This window comes from Paenibacillus sp. FSL R7-0345, from assembly GCF_038595055.1.
Lineage (GTDB): Bacteria > Bacillota > Bacilli > Paenibacillales > Paenibacillaceae > Paenibacillus_AQ.
In genome coordinates, this window is record NZ_CP152002.1 from 5,639,017 (window position 1) to 5,659,157 (window position 20,141).

At 52.1% G+C, this 20,141-nt stretch carries 17 protein-coding genes and 1 tRNA gene; 7 read left to right on the forward strand and 11 right to left on the reverse strand.

The features are described from left to right. Nucleotides 1-42 precede the first annotated feature (42 nt). Genes NST84_RS24295 through NST84_RS24310 form a run of 4 tightly spaced genes read left to right on the forward strand, consistent with a single transcriptional unit; the run spans nt 43 to nt 4,095 of the window. Entirely contained in the window at nt 43-1,506 is a 1,464-nt protein-coding gene (locus NST84_RS24295) for a spore germination protein (RefSeq protein WP_342562671.1), read from the forward strand. Nucleotides 1,507-1,533: 27 nt separating this feature from the next. After that, nucleotides 1,534-2,742, forward strand: a complete 1,209-nt coding sequence (locus NST84_RS24300) for a Ger(x)C family spore germination protein (protein ID WP_342562672.1) — start codon at nt 1,534-1,536, stop codon at nt 2,740-2,742. Continuing rightward, complete coding sequence (locus NST84_RS24305) at nt 2,739-2,951, forward strand: hypothetical protein (RefSeq protein WP_342562673.1); 213 nt, start codon at nt 2,739-2,741, stop codon at nt 2,949-2,951. The genes NST84_RS24300 and NST84_RS24305 overlap by 4 nt, the downstream gene beginning before the upstream one ends. Nucleotides 2,952-2,979: 28 nt before the next feature. Then, entirely contained in the window at nt 2,980-4,095 is a 1,116-nt protein-coding gene (locus NST84_RS24310) for an endospore germination permease (protein ID WP_342562674.1), read from the forward strand. A 93-nt stretch (nt 4,096-4,188) separates the two neighbouring features. Here the strand turns inward: NST84_RS24310 and ispG are convergent, their stop codons facing one another. From ispG to NST84_RS24335, 5 genes are all read right to left on the reverse strand, one after another. Beyond that, entirely contained in the window at nt 4,189-5,322 is a 1,134-nt protein-coding gene (ispG, locus tag NST84_RS24315; protein WP_342562675.1) for a flavodoxin-dependent (E)-4-hydroxy-3-methylbut-2-enyl-diphosphate synthase, read from the reverse strand. A gap of 116 nt (nt 5,323-5,438) precedes the next feature. Next, nucleotides 5,439-6,695: an ATP-dependent protease ATP-binding subunit ClpX gene (gene clpX, locus NST84_RS24320; RefSeq protein WP_342562676.1), complete on the reverse strand. Its 1,257-nt coding sequence runs from the start codon at nt 6,693-6,695 to the stop codon at nt 5,439-5,441. Between the two features lie 12 nt (nt 6,696-6,707). Next, on the reverse strand, nt 6,708-7,298 hold the full coding sequence (gene clpP / locus NST84_RS24325) for an ATP-dependent Clp endopeptidase proteolytic subunit ClpP (RefSeq protein ID WP_342562677.1): 591 nt from the start codon (nt 7,296-7,298) through the stop codon (nt 6,708-6,710). 294 nt (nt 7,299-7,592) lie between these two features. After that, nucleotides 7,593-8,930 (reverse strand): trigger factor, encoded by a 1,338-nt coding sequence (gene tig / locus NST84_RS24330; protein ID WP_342562678.1) that lies wholly within the window; start codon nt 8,928-8,930, stop codon nt 7,593-7,595. Between the two features lie 96 nt (nt 8,931-9,026). Beyond that, nucleotides 9,027-9,872, reverse strand: a complete 846-nt coding sequence (locus tag NST84_RS24335; protein ID WP_342566514.1) for a hypothetical protein — start codon at nt 9,870-9,872, stop codon at nt 9,027-9,029. Between the two features lie 217 nt (nt 9,873-10,089). Between NST84_RS24335 and NST84_RS24340 the strand changes: the two genes are divergently transcribed. Next, nucleotides 10,090-10,163, forward strand: a tRNA-Arg gene (locus NST84_RS24340). A 519-nt stretch (nt 10,164-10,682) separates the two neighbouring features. On the opposite strand, the gene NST84_RS24345 is transcribed toward NST84_RS24340, so the two are convergent. Beyond that, complete coding sequence (locus NST84_RS24345; protein WP_342562679.1) at nt 10,683-12,551, reverse strand: FapA family protein; 1,869 nt, start codon at nt 12,549-12,551, stop codon at nt 10,683-10,685. A gap of 284 nt (nt 12,552-12,835) precedes the next feature. Here NST84_RS24345 and NST84_RS24350 point away from each other — a divergent pair, with 284 nt between their 5' ends. Continuing rightward, nucleotides 12,836-13,783: a DMT family transporter gene (locus NST84_RS24350; protein WP_342562680.1), complete on the forward strand. Its 948-nt coding sequence runs from the start codon at nt 12,836-12,838 to the stop codon at nt 13,781-13,783. Nucleotides 13,784-13,895: 112 nt separating this feature from the next. Here the strand turns inward: NST84_RS24350 and pstA are convergent, their stop codons facing one another. The 5 genes from pstA to NST84_RS24375 form a co-directional block, all read right to left on the reverse strand. Continuing rightward, entirely contained in the window at nt 13,896-14,774 is an 879-nt protein-coding gene (gene pstA / locus NST84_RS24355) for a phosphate ABC transporter permease PstA (RefSeq protein WP_342562681.1), read from the reverse strand. Beyond that, nucleotides 14,774-15,718, reverse strand: a complete 945-nt coding sequence (pstC, locus tag NST84_RS24360) for a phosphate ABC transporter permease subunit PstC (protein WP_342562682.1) — start codon at nt 15,716-15,718, stop codon at nt 14,774-14,776. Before pstC ends, pstA begins: the two co-directional genes overlap by 1 nt. A gap of 79 nt (nt 15,719-15,797) precedes the next feature. Continuing rightward, nucleotides 15,798-16,661, reverse strand: coding sequence for a phosphate ABC transporter substrate-binding protein (locus tag NST84_RS24365; protein WP_342562683.1), 864 nt, complete (start codon nt 16,659-16,661; stop codon nt 15,798-15,800). Between the two features lie 60 nt (nt 16,662-16,721). Beyond that, on the reverse strand, nt 16,722-18,134 hold the full coding sequence (locus NST84_RS24370) for a stalk domain-containing protein (RefSeq protein WP_342562684.1): 1,413 nt from the start codon (nt 18,132-18,134) through the stop codon (nt 16,722-16,724). A 201-nt stretch (nt 18,135-18,335) separates the two neighbouring features. Next, complete coding sequence (locus NST84_RS24375) at nt 18,336-18,785, reverse strand: hypothetical protein (protein WP_342562685.1); 450 nt, start codon at nt 18,783-18,785, stop codon at nt 18,336-18,338. A 373-nt stretch (nt 18,786-19,158) separates the two neighbouring features. On the opposite strand from NST84_RS24375, the gene NST84_RS24380 reads away from it, so the two are divergent. After that, on the forward strand, nt 19,159-19,791 hold the full coding sequence (locus NST84_RS24380; protein WP_342562686.1) for a hypothetical protein: 633 nt from the start codon (nt 19,159-19,161) through the stop codon (nt 19,789-19,791). Nucleotides 19,792-20,141: the final 350 nt, after the last annotated feature.

The window sequence follows — 20,141 nt, forward strand, 5'->3', positions numbered from 1 at the left end:
CCTATCCAGGCGGAAATACTGAGCGGACAGGAGGAGATGGAAATGACTGAGAAGTACCATCCGGAGAAGCGGCGGGAGCAGCTTCCCGCTACGCAGGCGCTTTTTCTGGAGGAGATGCAAAGCCGGCTGGGGCAGAGCACGGATATCATCTACCGTTTTCTGGCGCTGGGTTCCTTCTCTGCTGCGGTTGTTTTCATAGAAGGGATGGCCGATCCCCAGGCGCTGATTGAGGCGCTGCACCGGGATCTGCCTTTATTCTCGAAGCTGGACGGCGAAGAGCCTGCCCAGGGAGTGAAGCTCCTGAAAGAACGGACGATCACGCTCGGCAAAGTAGGGGAAGTCCATTCTCTGGAGCAGATTGAAGCGGAAATCCTCAGCGGCAACACGGTTCTTTACATTGAGAAAGCTGCAACTGCACTGTCCGTCGGGACCGAAAATCTGAAACAGCGCGCCGTGGAGGATGCCGCTTCACAGTCCGTCGTCAGAGGCCCGCGTGAGGGCTTCACAGAATCGCTGCGCGAGAATACTGCGCTTGTGCGCAGACGGATTAAGAATCCGCAGCTGCGGATTGAGGAACGGAAGCTGGGTGCAGCCACCAGTACCGCCATATCCGTCATGTATATGGAAGACAGAGTGGATATGATGGCGCTGGAGGAGCTTAGGTGCCGGCTGAATGCTGCCAAGCTTGATAGTGTGCTGGAGAGCAACTATATCGAGGAAATGATTCAGGATAAGCGCTACAGCCCATTCCCCACAGTGTATAACACCGAACGGCCGGATGTAACAGCTTCCGCTTTGCTGGAGGGCCGGATTGCTATTCTTGTGGACGGCACCCCGTTTGTACTGATTGTCCCCGCGCTGCTGGTCCAGTTTTTCCAGTCCAGTGAAGATTATTACCAACGCAGTGATTTTGCCAGTCTGGTCCGCTTGCTCCGTTACCTCTGCTTCCTGCTTGCCCTGCTGACGCCGTCCTTCTATATCGCGATTACGACCTTTCACCAGGAGATGATCCCTACCAGTCTGCTGATCAGCCTGATCGGACAGCGTGAAGGCATTCCGTTCCCGGCTTTTCTGGAGGCCTTCATTATGGAGGTTACCTTCGAAATTCTGCGCGAGGCGGGCATCCGGCTGCCGAAGTCGATCGGCCAATCGGTCTCGATTGTCGGAACCCTGGTTATCGGCCAGGCGGCTGTGGATGCCGGACTCGTCTCTGCCGCCATGGTCATTGTCGTGGCCATTACCGCAATTGCCAACTTCGCCCTGCCGGCATTTAATGTGGGCATCTCCGTGCGGATCCTGCGGTTTGTGCTGATGGCCATTGCCGCCTCATTCGGCCTGTACGGCATGGTGATTGCGCTGATTATTCTTGCTCTGCATCTCTGCAGCCTGGAGTCGCTGGGCGTTCCATATATGAGCTCTTTCGCCCCGCTGCGCCGGGAAGCCCAGAAAGATACTCTGCTTAGGCTGTCACAGCGGATGAAGAAGCGGTATTTTGGCCGGGTTTGATTATAGCAGAAAGAGGAGGGCTGTCTTTTGCATACCAAATCACTAGGCTGCATCCTGCTGCTCATCAGCTTAACCGTTCTCAGCGGCTGCTGGAGCCGCAGGGAGCTCAATGATCTGGCCATCGTCATGGCACTCGGCGTGGATCTGGATAAGGACGGCTATGCGGTCTCAGCGCAGGTAATGAACCCCAGCCAGGCCGGCAGCCTCTCAGGCGCATCTAACGGGAGTCTGCCTGTGGTTACCTATAAAGCTACAGGCAGAACGATTCCGGAAGCGCTCCAGCGTATGCTCAGTACAACTCCGCGCAATTTGTATCTGGCCCATGTCCGGGTGCTGGTATTCGGGGAAGCTTATGCCAGGCAAGGAGTAGGCGATGCCATCGATTTCCTGACCCGCAGCCACGAGCTTCGAACGGATTTCTTTTTGCTTGCAGCCAAGCATACCGACGCATCCAAAATCCTGGATGTCATCACTCCCTTTGAGCAGATCCCGGCCAACTCCCTCTATTCCTCCATCCTTGTCTCACACAAAAATTGGGCGGGCACCGGAAAAGTAACGCTGCAGCAGTTCATTGTAGAGCTGGAGCGCGGCGGTTCAAATCCGATCATGTCCGGGGTTCAGCTGCAGGGTGACACTTCTGAGCAGGGCACTCTCAAAAATATACAGAACGTCATCCCCAAATCCCTGATCAAGCAGGCCGGCATCGCCGTATTTAAAAAAGACAAGCTGATCGGCTGGCTGGGGGAGGCTCCCAGTAAAACCGTCAATTATGTACTGAACGAGGTAGATACAACCGAAGGCAGCGTCGAATGCCCGGACGGCGGCTTTGCCGGCTTTATCATCACCGATGCCAGAAGCCGTATCAGGATTGCGATCAATGAACGGGATGAGCCTGAATTTGTTATCCATCTAAAAGCCGAAGCCAATCTCACCACGCTGCACAGCAGGCTGGATCTCAGCCAGACAGCCAGCATCAAGGAGCTGGAGCAGCGGATGGAAGAGAAGTTTGATAATCTGATGGCTGACAATATCAGGCTGGTCCAGGAGAAGTATGACTCTGATATTTTCGGGCTGGGTGAGGAGCTGCACCGGCAGTACCCGAAGCTGTGGCGCAGCTACCGCAAGCACTGGGATGAGAGCTTCCAGTCCGTCAGGGTCAGCGTCAAATCCGATGTAACCATCCGGCGGATCGGTTCAGTCGTGCAGCCGCAGCAAAAGGAGATGGAACGAAAATGAACTGGAGCCTCTTTTTATTCATTTCGCTCATACTGGTGCCTGTGTTCGAAACGCCGCAATTAATTAAGTCCCGCTCGCCGCGGGATCTGCTAGTTTTTTACGGGATGTGGGCCGTCGCCCTGGCATCTACAATCGGTATTATGGCCGGTCTGCCGCAGTGGAGGGTGCTCGACTGGGCCCGCAGCTTCATTCAGCTTTTTCCGGGCTGATTAATCAAGAGATGAAAGGAGGCTGCCTGTGAAGCGCCAAACAGGGATAAGTGCATTACAGTTCTTCATATTGACCTTCGGCCTAACCATAGGCACCTCCATTCTGGTCATACCCAGCGGCATGGCCCATATCGCCAGAGAGGATTCCTGGATTGCCTCATTAGTCAGTATGGCGATCAATCTGCTGATGGTCACTCTGTATATCGCCCTTGCCAGACTGTACCCCGGACGGTCCTTGTATGAGATTCTGGAATCTGTCACCGGAAAATGGCCCGGCAAGCTGCTGACACTGGTCTACCTGTTCTACTTCATCTCACTGATCGGTACTCTTCTGGGCAATCTCGGCTTCTTCGTCTCCGGTGAGGTGATGACGGAAACGCCGCCGGAGGTAGTGCAGATTATATTCCTGATCGCCGCTATTATCAGCGTCCGAAAGGGGATCATCATCCTGGCCCGGGTCGGAGAGCTGTTCTTTCCGTGGGTAGTGGTGCTGCTGCTTATCCTTATTCTGGCCCTGATTCCGCAGATCGAATGGAATTATATCAAGCCCGTGCTGGAGGACGGATGGATGCCGGTGCTGCAGGCCGGACTGCAATCCTCTGTTTTTCAGGAAGTGATTGTGCTGATGGTCTTCCTCCCGCTGGTCAAGCACCAGAAGTCCCGTGAACGCGCCTACTTTCTCGGAGCTGCTGCTGGGGACCTTGTCCTCGGTGCCATCGTGCTGCTCAGCGTGCTTGTGCTTGGCATTGAACAGACGGAGAACAGCACCTTCCCCGCATATGCCCTGGCCAAAACCATTAATATCGGCAATATCCTGCAGCGTGTGGAAGGTATACTGATCACTATCTGGATTCTGACCTATTTCATTAAAATCTCTATTCTGTTTCAGTCCATGCTTCAGGGACTGCGCAGTATATTCGGACTGAAGCAGGAAAATCATCTGATCTATCCGCTGGCCGTCCTGTTCCTGATTATCGCCTGGAATACCTATATCAACACTGTGTATGTTAATGACATCATCTCTACCGTATGGATGAAATTTTCTTCGCTCTTTCTGTTGGTTATTCCAGCCGTTCTCTATCTCATTGCCGTGGTCCGGTTGAAGCTCCTGAAGCAGCAGCAGGAAAGCCAAAAATCCCCTTAGACTCCGGAAACTCCGGAATTTAAGGGGATTTAATGTAATTAGCGTATGGTCGGATGAGTACATTCTTATAGGATAGCTCCGGGTGCAGCCGGCTCAGGCATTCCCCGGCTGCACAGCCGGAGCCAGATTGGCATGCTTACGGCCCGGAATTTCGCCTGTACGTTCAAAATGTTCGACGATTACATCGATTTCCTTCTTCAGCTCGGATACCAGCTCAGCCTCAGGGACCTTGCGGATCATCTGGCCGTAACGGAATAGCAAGCCTTCACCACGGGCTCCGGCAATCCCGATATCCGCTTCACGCGCTTCTCCGGGACCGTTAACAGCACAGCCCAGCACAGATACCTTAATAGGCACCTTGAGCTTGGAGATATACTCTTCTACTTCATTCGCGATGGAAAAGAGGTCGATATCCAGACGTCCGCAGGTTGGGCAGGAGATGAGCGTAGCCGCATTGGAGATCAGGCCAAAGGTCTTGAGCAGCTCACGCGCTACTTTGATCTCTTCTACCGGATCAGCACTAAGCGAGATACGCACTGTGCTGCCGATACCCATCGCAAGCAGCGCACCAATACCCGCCGAGCTCTTCACCGTACCGGCAAACAGCGTACCAGACTCCGTAATCCCGAGATGGAGCGGATAAGGAATAACTTCTGCTGCCTTACGGTAAGCTTCAATTGCCATTGGCACATCCGAAGCCTTCAGCGAGACGATAATGTCGTGGAAATCCAACTCTTCCAAAATGCCGATATGGTACAGGGCACTTTCGACCATCGCTTCCGGTGTAGGATAACCGTATTTCTCCAGGAGATGTGTCTCCAGGGAACCTGCATTAACCCCGATCCGGATCGGAATGCCTTTCTCTTTACAAGCTTTCACTACCGCTTCTACCTTATCGCGGCGGCCGATATTACCGGGATTGATCCGCACCTTGTCGATGCCGTTCTCAATCGCCAGCAGGGCCAGCTTATAGTTAAAATGAATATCCGCTACAAGCGGAATATGAATCTGCTTCTTGATCTCTTTGATCGCCGCAGCTGCTTCTTCATTGTTGACGGTTACGCGTACGAGCTGGCAGCCTGCTTCCTCCAGCCGCAAAATTTCAGCCACTGTAGCTTCTACGTCAGCGGTCTTGGTCGTACACATGCTTTGAATAGCAACTTCATTGTTACCCCCGATAATGACCCCGCCGACATTGACGGGCCGGGTCTGGTGTCTCAAGAACATGGTTTCTCTCTCCCCCATAACGATCAAAGCTCCACCCCTCCCGCTCCGCGGTGAAGCGGGATAAGCGGAAGAACGGTGGAGGCTGTGATGTAGATTATTGTAAGGTCAGCAGCCTTTTAGGCGCTTTCCTCTTTCTTTTTGTCTTTCTTGATGCCCAGCTCAGGCAGCGCCTTCTCTTGGACAACTTGCTCGGTGATCACGCAATCCTTGATATCGTCGCGTGACGGAACCTCGTACATCACATCGAGCATGATGCTCTCAATGATAGCACGCAGACCACGGGCACCGGTGTTACGTTTGATCGCTTCCTTGGCAATAGCTTCAAGGGCCTGCGGTTCAAACTTCAGCGCCACATTGTCCATTTCCAGCAGCTTGATGTACTGCTTGGTGAGTGCATTCTTCGGTTCGGAGAGAATGCGTACCAGCGTAGTTTCATCAAGCGGCTCCAGGGTAGAAATAACCGGAAGACGGCCCACAAACTCAGGAATGAGACCGAACTTCAGCAGATCTTCCGGCAATACCATGGACAGGTATTCGCCGGCTTTCAGATCCTTCTGGCCTTCAGCAGCCGCGTTGAAGCCGATGACTTTTTTGCCGATCCGGCGTTTAATCATCTGTTCCAGACCGTCAAAGGCACCGCCTACAATGAACAGGATGTTCGTCGTATCGATCTGAATGAATTCCTGGTGAGGGTGCTTACGTCCGCCTTGCGGAGGAACGGAAGCGACTGTGCCTTCCAGAATCTTCAGCAGCGCCTGCTGCACGCCTTCACCGGAAACGTCGCGGGTAATCGACGGGTTCTCGGATTTACGGGCTACTTTGTCAATTTCGTCAATATAGATAATGCCGCGTTCGGCCTTCTCAACATCGTAATCTGCAGCCTGAATCAGCTTCAGCAGAATGTTCTCAACATCCTCGCCCACATAACCGGCTTCTGTCAGGGAAGTCGCGTCAGCAATAGCAAAAGGTACGTTGATAATCTTCGCCATTGTCTGAGCCAGCAGAGTCTTACCGGAACCGGTAGGACCGAGCAGCAGAATGTTACTCTTCGTCAGCTCAACGTCCTCAATCTTGCTCTGGCTGTTAACACGCTTGTAGTGGTTGTATACCGCAACGGAGAGGGATTTCTTCGCCTGCTCCTGGCCGATTACGTACTGGTCAAGAATGTCACGGATTTCCTTCGGTTTCGGGATATCCTTAAGATCAAGCTCTTCCTCGTGGCCGAGCTCCTCTTCCACGATTTCCGTGCATAGCTCGATACACTCGTCGCATATATAAACGCCTGGTCCTGCTACAAGCTTGCGGACCTGCTCCTGTGATTTACCGCAAAAGGAGCACTTCAGCTGCCCTTTTTCATCATTAAATTTAAACATCTAACCACCCCTTTAAGATATGATCGGTGAAGAAAGTATCTGGTCGATAAGCCCGTATTCCTTCGCTTCTTCCGCGCTCATAAAGTTATCGCGGTCCGTATCCCGTTCGATTTTTTCAAGGGGTTGACCTGTGCGCTCCACATAAATCTGATTCAACTTCTGTCTCGTCTTGAGAATCCAGTCTGTATGAATCCAAATATCGGATGCCTGCCCCTGAACACCGCCGAGCGGCTGATGAATCATAACCTCGCTGTTGGTCAGCGCATATCGCTTACCTGGCGCTCCGGCTGTAAGCAGCAGTGAACCCATACTGGCAGCCATACCGACGCAGATCGTTGACACGTCCGGTTTGATATATTGCATCGTATCATATATACCCATGCCGGCTGTAACAGAACCACCGGGAGAGTTGATGTACAGGTGTATGTCTTTCTCCGGGTCATCCGCTGCCAGGAACAACAGCTGGGCAATGACCAGATTGGCAACATCATCGTCAATCGCATTGCTCAGGAAGATAATGCGGTCCTTAAGCAACCGGGAATAAATATCGTATGAGCGTTCGCCACGACTAGTTGATTCCACAACCATAGGTACCAGACTCATGCCACCAACCTCTTTTCTCTATACAGATTAGTCTTACCGTTTCAAAAATATTTTAACACGTTCGCGGCGTGATGTCATTTTTTCACTTTCAGCAAAAAATGCATGATACCGCGTGCCTGCCATTATAGCGCACTTCCTGGCAGAATGCCAATCACAGCTGCTGGTTATGTACACACAAACGTCCTCCACCGATAAAAAATAAGGCACGTAACAGAACTTACGTGCCTTATTGACTGCTATTATGGAGGCCGGCTTACCTGGCCGCTCTAGGTAAAATGGAGTTTACAGCTGAACTTACTCAGCGCTCGCTTCTTCAGCTGGTGCTTCTTCAGCTGCAGGTGCTTCAACTTCAACGCTGCTTGATACAAGCAGGTCGATTGTTTTGCGCAGGGAGATTTCTTCGTTCAAACTGCTCAGGGAACCATTCGCTGCCAGAATGCTGCGGATCTCTTCAGGTGTACGTTTGAAGGATTCAGCCATGCTAGCCAGTTCCTGAGTTACTTCTTCTTCGGAAACCTCGATGTTCTCTTCCTTAGCGATCACTTCAAGAACCAGGTTGTTGCGAACGCGCTTCTCGGCATCGCCCTTCATCTGGCCTTCAAGATCTTCACGGGTCTGACCGGAGAAGCTGAGGAACATGTCCATGTTCATGCCCTGCTGACGCAGACGGTTGTCGAAGTCACGAACCATGTTCGCAATTTCGCTCTTGATCATCGCTTCAGGAATTTCAACTTCAGCGTTTGCTGCTGCTGCGTCAACTACCGCATTTTCGCGTGCGCCTTTGAGTTCTTCCTGCTTGCGGGATTCAAGCGTTGCTTTCAGGTCTGCTTTGTATTCTTCCAGTGTGTCGAATTCACTTACATCCTTAGCGAACTCGTCATCCAGCTCAGGAAGCTGTTTGCGTTTGATTTCGTGCAGCTTCACTTTGAATACTGCAGCCTTACCAGCGAGGTTCTCTGCATGGTAGCTCTCAGGGAAAGTAACTTCAACATCCTTGAAATCGCCAGTAGCCATACCAACAACCTGCTCTTCAAAGCCAGGGATAAAGGAGTTGCTGCCAAGTTCCAGGGAATGACGCTCAGCCGAACCGCCTTCGAATGGAACGCCGTCAACAGAACCGTCAAAGTCGATTACAGCGATGTCGCCGTTAACTGCCGCGTCTTCTTCAACAACAACCAGCTCAGCATGACGCTCCTGCAGGCGTTTCAGTTCAGCATTCAGCTCGTCTTCACTAACTTCAGCCTTCTGGGCAGGAACTTCCAGGCCTTTGTACTGACCCAGTTTCACTTCCGGCTTAACAGTGATCTTCGCTTTGAAGATGAAGGCTTGGCCTTTAGCGAATTGCTCGATGTCCACTTCAGGACGGTCAACAGGGAAGATGTCAGCCTGCTCAACAGCTTCGCCGTATACTTCAGGAAGAAGGATGTCGATTGCATCCTGGTAGAGGCTCTCTACGCCAAAACGGGATTCAAAGATCGGCCGCGGCACTTTACCTTTACGGAAGCCAGGTACGTTTGCTTTCTTAACCACTTTATTAAAAGCTTTGTCGAGGGCAGCAGCTACGCGCTCTGCTTCTACTTCGACTTCAAGAACTCCAAGGTTCTTCTCTATTTTTTCCCAGGTTGCTTTCATAATATACTTTTCCCTCCAAAAATAGGTTGCATGTTAACTTTAGATTATTTATATCTTCACGCACAGAATAACCATTATATTATATCCAACATCGCCTTATTTATCAAGTATGGAACTCTTAACAAATCCCCTCAGAGACCGGTAAGCCCCTTCAAATTGAAAGCGCATGCCTCCGGTAATGCCATACATGGACCGGGTTTCCTCCTCCTGCCGGGTTCCGTTCAGGCTCTCTGATACCAGCTGATGCAGCGCCCCCGCCCAAATATCGAGCTGCTCATCCCCGCCATCCAGCAATTTACGATATTCACCCGACCCGTAAATCGACATAATAAACTGTCCCCAGAGCTCCTGGGCAAAATAATACAGCGTAGGCTCATGCACCTCAGCCTGCTCAGCCACCCGCTCCATAACCTGGGCAACCTGCAGCGGAAAATCCTCATTCTGCAGCGGGACCGCTTCAATCTCAATCTGCGCAAGCTCGCTGCCGCGGGCCAGCCTGATGACGCCCTGTACCCCGCGTTTTTTGAGCGTCTGCAGCGTGCGGAACTGCAGCAGCGGATGCACCGGGGTCTTTTGCAGCCAATTGGTTAGTGTATCATCTACATGGCCGCCCTCCAGATAAGAGAGCTGCTCCAGCGCCAGGATTGTTCCCTCCGACAGCGGCTCATTCATCACCTTGCGCAGCAGCTTATCAGGGTAACCCGCGTCATCCTTCAGCTTAGATTTTGCCAGTATACGGGCCATATCCTCTTCCTTCAGATCCTGCTCTTCATTAGAAGCAGCCCTGTCCGACTGTGTGCTTCGGGCATCGTACGGAAACGCAGCCTCCAGCCAGTCCAGCAGCGACTGCCATTCCTCGTAGTGCCGCTCTTCCTGTCCCTGGCATTGCAGCAGAAACCGCAGCAGTTCCATCGCTTCCCCGTAACGTTCACTTTCCAGCATCACCGTTAGCTGGATCTGGTAATAGTCCAGTGTCTTCGGAAACAGCACGATATTCTCTTTGGCAGGGGAATTGAATTGATTAATGAGGGCACCTCCTTTTTGTCCGAACCATGATCAATTGTAGATTATAGCATATCCTGTAACGCATTCAAAAAAACAAGTTGAAAAAATTATTCATCTATGATAACATAATTTTTGCTTGCTTTTGAGTATTCATGTCCCGGTAGCTCAGCCGGATAGAGCATGCGCCTTCTAAGCGCACGGTCGGGGGTTCGAATCCCTTCCGGGACGTACTAAGCTGAAACAGCCTTCCTTCGGGGAGGCTGTTTTTGCTTTCCGTGGCTTCCGGGGCAACACTGAGCCCCCCCCCCGGCTACTTCTAACGGACTCAGATAACGTTATTCGGCTCGTTTTCCGCTCAAACCCGCTTTAACGGACTCCACAGCCGCTATTCTGCTCCAAATCGGAACATTTGCTGCCCATCTGCATAAATAACGGCAACTGAGTCCGTTAAACGCAGAAAATGCCCCGAAACTAACCAATAGCGTCTCCTGAGTCCGTTAGAATTCGAAACGCAGGGTCGTTTCCCGGCTGTCAGCTAGGGGCCGTCAGTATACGTTACAACCCCGGCCTAAGGAAACAAATTGCAAAATAAGGTAGTTGAAATCCCCCGCCAGCCTCGTACAGGCGCATTCCCTACCTTCCAGCATCCCAAACTCACCGGACTCTTTTTGCAGACTACTCCATACAACGCACAAACTGCGCTCCAGCCATACCCTCTATACAAGCTCCCACAATAACGCGAGCGCGTTATTTCGACTCCATCTCCAGCTTAACCCCGCGGATATTCTCCGCGTCGAATGTGATGTTCTCCAGCGGCGTGGTGATGTCTGCGGTGTAGCGGTCGATGGTGATGCGGCCGGTGTAGATTTTGCGCACGGTAATGCTGTGCTTGGCTTTGAGAAAGGACTGCGCGACGCTCTCGCCGCCGACGTAATATGCGCTGATACTGCCGCCTGCTTCCAGCTTGGAGCCCCGGCACACCGCGAACACCTTGCGGAAGGTGATATTGCCGGAGGAGAACAGCTCGCTCTGTACGATCCCGTTCCGGTGGATATTGATGTCGCCGTTGGACTTGAGCGTGCTGTTCTGGCATTTACCGATGCTGATCTCGACTTTGTTCTCCTGCATCCGGGCCACGCCTGCGTGCAGCTCCTCGACCATACTGATCACCCCGCTCAGCGCAGCCTCGTTCATAAAATCAATCAGCTTCACCGGCTTCAGCATCAGATTCAAAAAATGCAGCGTTTGCTCCAGATCCTGATGATACGAAGCCTGGACGGTAGCCAGCAGGGAGAGCAGCTCCTTAATGAGCTGCGGGATTTTTTGAAACTTGCTCTCCAGCAGCAGCACCACCGCCTGACCGTACTTTACGCTTTGCTTGCGGGCCTGGACGGCCTGGATCAGCATGCGGACCGCTTTTTTGAGCAGAAGAGCCTCCTCGATCAGCAGCTTGGAGCAGTTAAAAATCCGGTTGTACATCACGCCGAAATAGCCGGAATACAGGTTGCTGTTGACAACATTCCCTTTTACAACAATACTTCCCGTCGCTGTAATAGTAGAGTTATAGATATTGCCTTCCACGTAGACATTGCCGAGCGATTCGATAATCATATTGTCTTCGACATTGCCGCGCACGACCACATCACCGGAGAAAAGGATATTGCCTGTTTGGATGCTGACGTTGCCCGGAACCGTGTAAGTAGTCGTAATATCAAAATATTTAATCTTCTCCCCCGTTACCCGGGGACGGCCCTCGCGCAGCGCACGGATCTCGTTGTTGATCAGCAGCACCGTGTTATTCTTGGCAACTATCGTAATATCGCCCGGGAGCGGCGGATACAGGATCTCCCCGTACACGTCACAGCCCGGAATCCCTTCCACACAAGGAATTTTGCGGGCGATCACCTGGCCCCTGATTACGGAAGGAATGCGGAGATGGCTGCGGAAGTCCACCTGGCCCTCAATCTCGCTGAACTCATTCTCAATCGTCTCCGAAAAAAACAGCTCCAGCGCCGCATTCTCCCCCGGAACCGCCGCCCGCCCCTTGGCCGCTGTAATCGGCTGGTAGGTTGGGTTTTGCAGCTCGGCATGAATGCCGGAAATGTTCAGGTTCTGCATAATGCCCCGCTGCTCAAAATCGGCAATAATCTGATTGAGGCCCAGCAGCCCGATCACGGTATCTGTATCCATCGCCGCTTCTACTTCGATCATGCTGGAGGAATAACAGTCACTTAGCTTCCACTGGTAACGCCGGGTTGAATACAAGGTGAAAAAAGCCTGCAGATGATCCTCGGATACATGAATCCTGTACAGCGGGGGCTCCGTTATCGACCATTCGATCTTATCGAGTGAGGTTACTTCGGCGGGACCGGAAATCTGCTGTCCGTTTACCAGGACTACGACTGGTGCAGCGGCAGATATAACGGCCGGACTGCCGCCGGGCAGCGGGTCCTGGACAAAGATTTTACCAGCCCGGACGAGCACCCGCCCTCCGAGATCATTTTCGAATTCAGGCTCAATAAAAAGATGATCCAGCTCGTTCTCATCCACATTCTCCGAAAGCTCCAGCATGTTGATCAGCTTGTTCAGTTCCTGCTCGTTCATGCGGTCCGGCATCTGAGTTGCCCCTCTCTGGTTATGCCTGTTTGTCGAAAAACTGCGGGTTCTGCGTATTTGCCTTCATTGTAGTATTATTACTAATTTTAAGCAATTACCGGAAGGGGCTATTTCGCCCTCTCTCCTCTCCCCTATCTAACACATAACAGAGAACTGTACCGGTACAATTCAGCGAATCTCCCGTTGCAGCACCCGGCCAATCCCTTTAATTTTAAAGTAACAGATGAGCGGCCATAACGGTCTTCTTCATCTCAAACTGCATTAAGGGAAAGGAATTTATCATCATGAAACAACCTGCCAGAGTTAAGCTTGCCTACCTGCTTGCCGTGTTAAATGCGGCGATCATCGGATTTTCATTTCTGTTTACCAAAAAAGCGCTCGATTTCTCCGGTCCGCTCGATACGCTGGCCTACAGATTCGCCGCCTCTTTTCTCGTAATGTCTGTTCCGGTGGCCTTCGGCTGGATTAAGCTTAACTACCGGGGCAAGCCGCTGTTCAAGCTGCTGCTGCTGTCCGCCATGTATCCGCTGGGCTTCTTTACACTCCAGGCGTTCGGTCTGCAGCATGCCACTTCGGCCGAGGGAGGCATTCTGTACGCCTTTACACCCGTGGTGACGCTGATTGTAGCTGCGCTGTTCCTGAAAGAAGCCACCACCCTGCTGCAAAAGCTGTCCGTCTTCCTCTCCGTCTTCGGCGTCGTTTTCATCTTCATTATGAAGGGCAGCAGCATCGATCTGGCGAATATGACCGGGATTCTGATGCTGTTCCTTACCTGTGTGGCCTTTGCCGGGTATAGCGTGCTGGCCCGCCTGCTGGCCAAGGCATTCACCCCGTCCGAAATCAGCTGTGCATTGATGGCGGCCGGATTCACCGTATTCCTCCTCACCTCGCTGATCAGCCACTCTGCTGACGGAACGCTGAACACTCTGTTTACCCCGCTTAAAAGCGGCACCTTTACGCTGGCGGTTCTGTATCTAGGTGTCATTGCCTCGCTGATCACTACGCTTACGTCGGCTTACATTTTGTCCGTCATCGAAGCATCCAGAATGAGCGTGTTCTCAAACCTGGCAACCATAGTCTCATTAGCAGCCGGAGCCTTGTTCCTGGGGGAACAGATAACCTGGTACCACTGGGCCGGGTCAGCGCTGATTATCGCCGGCGTGCTGGGAGTGAACCTGTTCGGGCGGAAGCAGCAAGTGCAGGCGGCGGCAGCCGGGTCAACTAAAGATTAAAACAGCTTCTCCATTAAAAAGCGGACAGCCGTAAACCGGCTGTCCGCAACTTACATCATCATTTACAGTCCCTTTTTCTTGAGGTCGTCCAGGTGGCGCAGCCGTTCCCATTTTAGTGTCCTTTTTTGCGGTTGCCCAGCCACAGCGGGAACCGGAAAATGAAGTTGATCAGCAGCACGACGAAGACCAGCACCGCCGCCGACTTGTCGGCGATCTGCCGTGCGTCTTCGACAATCGCCTCGGACTGCACATACCAGAGATGCACCGCGAGTGTTTCCCCCGGGGAGAACAGGTTAAAGTCCCACATTTCGCCGGAGGTACTTAGGCCGGCGGTCAGGATAATAACCGCTGATTCCCCGAAGGCGCGTCCGGCCACCAGGCAAATGCCGGTAACGATAGACGGCAGCGCCACAGGCAGTACAACCTTGCGGATGACGTGGAATTTGGTCATCCCCAGCGCATAGCCGGCTTCACGGATGTCACCTGGAACGGCGCGCACCGCTTCTTCGGTTACGCGGGCCAGCATCGGCAGGTTAAGCAGGGCCAGTGAGACACCGCCGCCGATAATGGTCAGGCCAATGTCGAAGTATTCGGCGAAGATGGCCAGCCCCAGGAGGCCGAATACGATCGAAGGTACAGAGGATAAGGATTCTACGCAGATGCGCAGCGCGCCGGTGAAACGGTTGTCCGGAGCGTACTCCGCCATATAAATCCCGGCTCCCAAACCAATCGGAATCGAAATCAGCAGCGAGATAAACAGGATATAGAAGGAATTGAACAGCACCGGTCCGATGCCGCCGCCCGGATCAATTTCCTCGGGCTGCCTGATAAGGAACTCGGGTCTGAGCTGCGGCAAGCCTTTGCTGAGAATCGTAAAGAGCAGCCAGAAGATCAGCAGCATGACCAGCGCACCCAGCGCATAGAAGCCAAATGTAGCGATCTTGTTGTTGCGGCGGGAGCGTGCAGTATGAGCATTACGCGTGAAGTTCATTATGCATCCTCCCGTTTACGGCCGATTACGCGGATAACAAGAATCAGCACAAAGGAAATCAGCAGCAGCAGGAAGGCCATCATATGCAGCGCGTAGTTCCAGTTCGAGTCAAATTCCACGTTCGAAATCTGCATTACAATGTTACTGGTCAGTACGGAGGACGGGGTGAACAGGCTTTTGGCCAGCTGCGGCGTATTTCCGATAACCATAACCACGGCCATGGTCTCACCGACAGCTCGGGTCATACCGAGGATAATCGCCGAGATAATCCCCCGCTTGGCCGCCGGCAGCACAACCCGCATAATGACCTGCAGACGGGTGGAGCCGAGGGCATAGGCCGCATCACGGAATTTGCGCGGAACCGCTAGTATGGCATCATCGCTGATCCGGCAAATGGTCGGCAGCACCATCAGTGCCAGGACAAGCGCAGCCGCCAGAACACCGTCGCCCAGTCCTTCACCGCTGATTCTGCGCAGGAAAGGAAGCAATACAGTGAGGCCCAGGTAGCCGTATACTATAGAAGGAATGCCGACAAGCAGGTCGAGCACGGGACGAATGAAGCTCTTCATCCATTTCGGGGCAATCTCCGCACAGAGCACAGCCATCCCCACAGAAATCGGCACTGCAATCAGCAGCGTTAGCGCAGTCAGTGTAAGTGTATTTACAATAAAGGCTGCTGCACCAAAAGCCTCCTCCTCCGGTGTCCAGTTAAAGGACAGGAAGAACTCAGCCGGAGAGACATCGCCGAACAGGAGCAGCGCCGTTTTTCCGATAAATATAATGACAAGTGCAAGCACGAAGCACAATGCCAGGATGCTAAAAAAGAAATAATAACGCGATAACCGGTTGCCAAGCAGGTGTCTTCTGTGGCGTTTTTCATTAATGTTGCTATGCTCAGCCTTCTTTGGCGATTGGGATGCCAGGCTTTGGACGGGTGCCCCCATACTTTCCCTCCTGTAAGCGGCCACCCCCGTACATTCCGGAGCTGGCCGCTGTTACCGTTCAATATAATGAAGCTTTTGCTTAGCCTTTCATTGCTGCGATCGGGATGAACTTAAGCTTTTTAAGCGAGCCGTTCTGGAACTTTTTGCTCTGTACGTACTCGATGAATTCTTTAGTAGCGCCGGTTGGCTGGCCTTTAGTCATGTAATAGCCGTATGCCCAGATCTTGTAAGATCCGTTGATTACGTTATCTGTAGTAGCTGCTACACCGTTATGCTTTACAGCCTTGATGTCGCTGCCGCTTACGTATACAAGGTCAATATAACCGATGGCGTTAGGAGTAGTGGCAACGGCAGTCTTCATGTCACCGCTGGAGCCTGTTTCCTTGTAGTTCTTTTCTTTCTTCACGATGTCTCCGCCGCCCAGTGCTTTAGCCTGGTAGTTAACGCGCGTACCGGAACCGAAAGAACGTGTGATTACTACGATGTTAGCATCCGAACCGCCAACCTCTTTCCAGTTAGTGATTTTACCGGAGAAAATACCAGCCAGCTGCTCAGTAGTCAGGTTCTCAACGCCGACATTTTTGTTAACGATGGTTGCAAAAGGAATAACCGCTACCTTGTTCGCTACCTGGCCGTCAAAAGCCTTGAAGCCCGGAACGTCCATGCTTGCATCCCAGTCGCAGGCGCCGATATCAGCGATGCCTTTTTTTACAGCCTGTGGTCCTGTTACGGAACCTTTACCGGAAGCGGCGATTTTCACCTTAGGGTGCAGCTTCTGGAATTCTTTAGCCGCCTGCAGTGTGAGCGGAAGCAGTGCCGTAGAACCGTTGATCGTAATTTTACCTTTGAGTGTGTCGGCTGCAGCCGCAATACCTGCGAATGATGCCGTCACCGCGATTACTGCTGTCAGTGCCGTTACCGTAAATTTTTTGAAAAGCTTCATTGTCTGAATTCTCCTCCCGGCGCTATGCCGTTATATTGTGTGGGCTATGAGGGACGTGTCTTATTTAGTCAGCTGCAGTGCTTTGCCGCCCTGGATCAGCAGGACTTTGCCATCGCTTACTACCGCCAGCTTGCTGCCGTCATGGGAAACCGCAACCTCGGATACATCTTCCGTTGTCTGGTACAGGACGGTCTTATTGCCGCTTGCATCGATGGAATAGATTGTAGTGCTGCCGTCCGCAGCCACACCGGATACGACCAGGCCAGTGCTTACTCCAGTAGACCAAGTAGCTTCTGTATCCAGCGCAATGTTCGTAATTGCTCCGTCTGCTGCGATAGATTTCAGGGTGTTAGCCGCATTTCCGTCAGCATCTGCGCTCAGATATACGATTCCGCCGTTAGCCAGAATCTCAGGGTACAGCTTGTTATCAAGAGCGGTGGTCAGTGCTGCAGGCTTGGCATCCTTCGTTACAATGTCCAGCTTGTAGAGCTGCTCTCCGGCTTTGCTGTAGTCTACAGTCAGGGAATCTTCAGTGCTGTCGGCATCGTTTTTGGCTACGCCGGTTACATTGACGATATACACTACGCTTTTTGCATCAGAAGCAAGACGCAGTTCGGATTTGTTTTCCACCTTATCTTCGAGCACGGTTTTTACCGTTCCCGTTTCAACCGCGATCTGGGCAATCTTCTCCTGCTTATCGCCCTGGATGAAGTAGATGTTCTTGCCATCCTGCGACCACACCAGATCCGTCTTCACGCTGGTATCCGTACCGAGGGAGGAGATCGCGCCGCTAGCCAGGTTGATCAGCTTCAGCTGGCCTGTCTCATCGGTGAACGCGCCCCACTTCTGGTCGGCGGAAACAGCGAAATCAAGTGCACTTTCATTGGAAGAAAATACTTCATAGTCACCCGGATATGCGCTGAACTTCAGCAGCTGGGCAGTTTCGGAATCACTCTTGTTCGCAATGATGTTGCCGTCTGCAGTCCAGTGCAGGGTATCAAACTGGCCTTCCGGACGGGCAAAGCTCAAAATGTCCAGATCATCCGCCGACAATTCGCCGCCCAGTGCGGTTACGAGCTTGGTCAGCTCCACATAAACTTTTCCGTTATATACAACAGGTGCTACCGTAAACTGCTGGGCGGCACCATCTACCACGAAGTTCTTGGAGCCTGCCTGAAGCTGTACGGTATGCAGCCCTTTGCTGTCGTTCAATTCAAAACCGCTGTTTGTGAGAATCAGCTTGGCACCAAGCTCACCGGCTACCTGGCTAAGCGAATACAGTTTGTAGCCGCTGCTGTCAATTGTGCTGAACTGGGCCGGATTGCTGTTTACAGTCCATGTAGCTGTACCCGTTTTAACTGTACTTGCCACGGCCGCGGCGCTAACGCTGCTTGCCCCCAAAATCGTGCCTGCTCCTCCTGTTACAAGAAGTGCAGAAGCCAAAGCCGCGCTGAACCATTTACTATTTCTCAATTAGATTCACCCTTTTCATATAGGTAACTGCTAATGCTATTTTCTGCTATATGTGTGAATTCTGTTCGAGAGGAATGTTTTGGAAATATTAAGTACGCAAAAAGACCAGCCCCAAAATGACCTGAGGATAGCCTGAACGTTAACGCTATGTAAAATCTCCGGCAAAAAATTCGATGGACCCTGTATTTAAGCACGAAACTTTTAATTTTCGATCCAGGTTAAGATGATTTCGGCACCGCCGGGCTTCGCCGCAGAGCTGCTGCCGATGATCGAATAGGAATAGCTGCCCGGTGCTTTTCCGCTGATCAGCAGGTTATCCTTATCCAAAATCTGCGTCCCGCTCTCAAGCGCTTTTTCCTTTACATATTTGAGGTATGTCGTGCCCAGTTCGGCCATCGTTTCGTCTGTCTCATAGATCAGCATGGATGATTTCTTGCCGCCCGTAAGCTCGCCCTCCGTAAACGTAATCCCCGCCCCCTCCGGAATCGGCAAATCCCCGGGAAAATACTGCGGCCCGCTAATCTGCTCATCAGCCAGCGTATGAAAACTGCGGGAGTCCGTTGCGGCTGTATCCGCCCGGCTGCACGCAGCCAAGCTTAAGCTGGCGGTCAACAGTACTAGCAGGGTCAATATTGGCTTCCTGTCAGACATTAGCAGAAACCTCCTCTTTATCATTAGGACAGAGATTAGTGAGTGCTGATAGGGCTGGGACTGGTGCTATAGCTGGAAATGATGATTAGAGTGCGATTAATAATGCGATTAATAAAATGCTGATTAATAAAATGCTGAGACTAACGATGATTGGGGTTATTTGCACATATATATTTATTTAACCGTATTAATCACGCGGAAAACGGTTTGTGTAAAATCAGGCCAAAGGGCTTATTAAAAATTTTAAATTTAATTATACCTGGCAAGTTGAAAGCAAGCTGAACGTTTACAATAACTTACTAACGGTTTCGCACACAGCTGCGAACCGGGCGCGCCTGCTTGTCGCGGAATCAAGGGCATTTTTGCCCTTGATTTGGCCGTTCCGCCTGCTTGGGGCGGAATCAAGCGCATTTTTGCCCTTGATTTGCCCGTTTCGCCTGCTTGGGGCGGAATCAGAGGCACTTTTGCCCTTGATTTGGCCGTTCCGCCTGCCTGGGGCGGAATCAAGGGCATTTTTGCCCTTGATTTGCCCGTTCCGCCTGCTTGGGGCGGAATCAAGGGCATTTTTGCCCTTCATTTGGCCGTTCCGCCTGCTTGTGGCGGAATCAAGGGCATTTTTGCCCTTCATTTGGCCGTTCCGCCTGCCTGTGGCGGAATCAAGGGCACTTTTACCTTTGATTTGCCCGTTCCGCCTGCTTGGGGCGGAATCAGAGGCACTTTTGCCCTTGATTTGCCCGTTTCGCCTGCTTGGGGCGGAATCAAGGGCATTTTTGCCCTTGATTTGTCCGTTTCGCCTGCCTGGGGCGGAATCAAGGGCATTTTTGCCTTTGATTTGCCCGTTCCGCCTGCCTGGGGCGGAATCAAGGGCATTTTTGCCCTTGATTTGCCCGTTCCGCCTGCTTGGGGTGGAATCAAGGGCATTTTTGCCCTTGATTTGCCCGTTCCGCCTGCTTGTGGCGGAATTAGAGGCACTTTTGCCTTTGATTTGGCCGTTGCGCCTGCTTGAGGCGAAATCAGAGGCACTTTTGCCTTTGATTTGGCCGTTGCGCCTGCTTGAGGCGAAATCAGAGGCACTTTTGCCTTTGATTTGGCCGTTCCGCCTGCCTGTGGCGGAATCAAGGGCACTTTTGCCCTTGATTTGTCCGTTCCGCCTGCTTGTGGCGGAATCAGAGGGATTTGGGATGTAGTTTATACCATAGGTGCGGCGGTAGCGGCTTTTTTTTGCAAACAGGAGTGGGAACAGGGAAAGTGCGCCCAATAAATACTGCAAATAAAGATTTACAACGCACAGGGAACACCCTACAATAATGAGTGAGTACTCACTCACAATGATTAAACCCAATCAAAGGAATCGAG